This is a genomic window from Paraburkholderia rhizosphaerae, from assembly GCF_004366595.1.
In the GTDB taxonomy this organism is placed as follows: Bacteria; Pseudomonadota; Gammaproteobacteria; order Burkholderiales; family Burkholderiaceae; genus Paraburkholderia; species Paraburkholderia rhizosphaerae.
Window position 1 is genome coordinate 1 of record NZ_SORE01000068.1, and the last position, 1,750, is coordinate 1,750.

Genomic DNA, 1,750 nt, shown 5'->3' on the forward strand with positions numbered 1-1,750 from the left:
TTCACTTCGGCCAGCGTCGTCTCGCCACGTTTCACCTGCGCCAGTGCCACTTCGCGCAGATGACGCGTGCCGTTACGGCGCGCCTTGTCCTTCACCAGCCGGATCGGCTGTTTCTCGACCACCATGTCGCGAATCTCGTCATCGAGAATCAGGATCTCGGCAATCGCACGCCGGCCGCGATATCCGGTGCCGCGGCAATCGCCGCAACCCGCGCCCTGACGGAAATCGAAATCGGCAACCTCCGCGCGCGTGAGATTCAGCCTCGCGAGTTCCGCGTCGGTTGGCGTATACGAAGTTGCGCAGTGCGTACAATTCACACGCAGCAGCCGCTGCGCCCAGATGCCATTTAACGCGGACACGAACGCATACGGATCAATACCCATGTGGCTGAAGCGGCCGAATACGTCAAACACGTTATTCGCGTGCACCGTCGTCAGCACGAGGTGGCCGGTCAGTGCCGATTGCACTGCAATTTCAGCGGTCTCGCGGTCGCGGATCTCGCCGACCATGATCTTGTCCGGGTCGTGTCGCAGGATCGAACGCAATCCGCGCGCGAAAGACAAGCCCTTCTTTTCGTTCACCGGAATCTGCAGGATGCCCGGCAGCTGGTATTCGACCGGGTCCTCGATCGTGATGATCTTGTCACGGCCGTTATGGATTTCGGTGAGCGCCGCGTACAGCGTGGTCGTTTTGCCCGAGCCGGTTGGGCCGGTCACGAGCAGCATTCCGTACGGTTCTTCTGCAAGACCGCGCAGCGCCGTGAGCGATTCGCCGTCGTAGCCCAGCGCTTCGAGAGTGAGCGACCCGTACGCTTCGATCATCGCGCGCTTGTCGAGAATACGGATCACCGCGTCCTCGCCGTGAATGCTCGGCATGATCGACACGCGCAGGTCGATGTCGCGTCCGCCGGCCGCGACGCGAAAGCTGCCGTCCTGCGGCACGCGCCGTTCGGCGATATCGAGTTCCGCGAGCACCTTCAGACGGGAAATGACCTGTTCCGCGGTTTCGACACCGTTGATCGTTGCGGCCGCATCCAGTACGCCGTCAACGCGGTACTTCAGCGCGAGGCCGCTCGATGTGCTTTCCATATGGATGTCGGATGCGCCGGCTTTGAGAGCGTCGTACAGCGTCGAATTAACGAGCTTCACCGCCGGGCTCGCAGCTTCGCTGACCGTTTCAAACGACAGTACCTGCGCGGTGCGTCCGTCGACGCGTGCTTCGCCACCGTCGCCGACCAGACTGTCGACCGCGCGCGCGGACTCTTCCATCCGCGTGTGGTACGCCTGCAGATCCGACGGCAGCGTCACGCGGATATCGATCGCGCCACCGGCCTGCGCGGCCAGCCACGTTTGCAGGTCCAGATCGAACGGCGTGGTGACCACGCCGATCAGCGCGCCGCCCGCATCGCCATCGCGCATCAGTGCGCAACGGCGCTGCATCGCGCGCGACAGCGGCACGCGGTCGAACGCCGGCTGCATCGCGAGCATCACGGGCGTTTCGATCACGCGCATCGCGAGTTGTTGGGCGAGCGCTTGCAGCAGTTCGCGCGGATCGGCGCCGGTCAGGGCTTCGAGTTCGACGATCAGATGGCGTTGCGTGGCTGATGAGGCTGCGCGGGCGCGCGCGAGCAGGTCGGCGTCGAGTTGCGGCAGAGGCCGAGCGGGAGGTGGCTCTAAAGGCTCCGCGCGCTCGACGGGCTCCACGGACGCCAGCGACGCACCCGTCTCATCCGTCTCATCCGTCTCATCCG

1 protein-coding gene is annotated in these 1,750 nt (G+C 64.3%); it reads right to left on the reverse strand.

The window, feature by feature from the left end:
- The coding region (locus BX592_RS33590; protein WP_134197630.1) for a GspE/PulE family protein at positions 1-1,652 on the reverse strand (1,652 nt) is incomplete at its 3' end.
- Between the last annotated feature and the right edge of the window lie 98 nt (positions 1,653-1,750).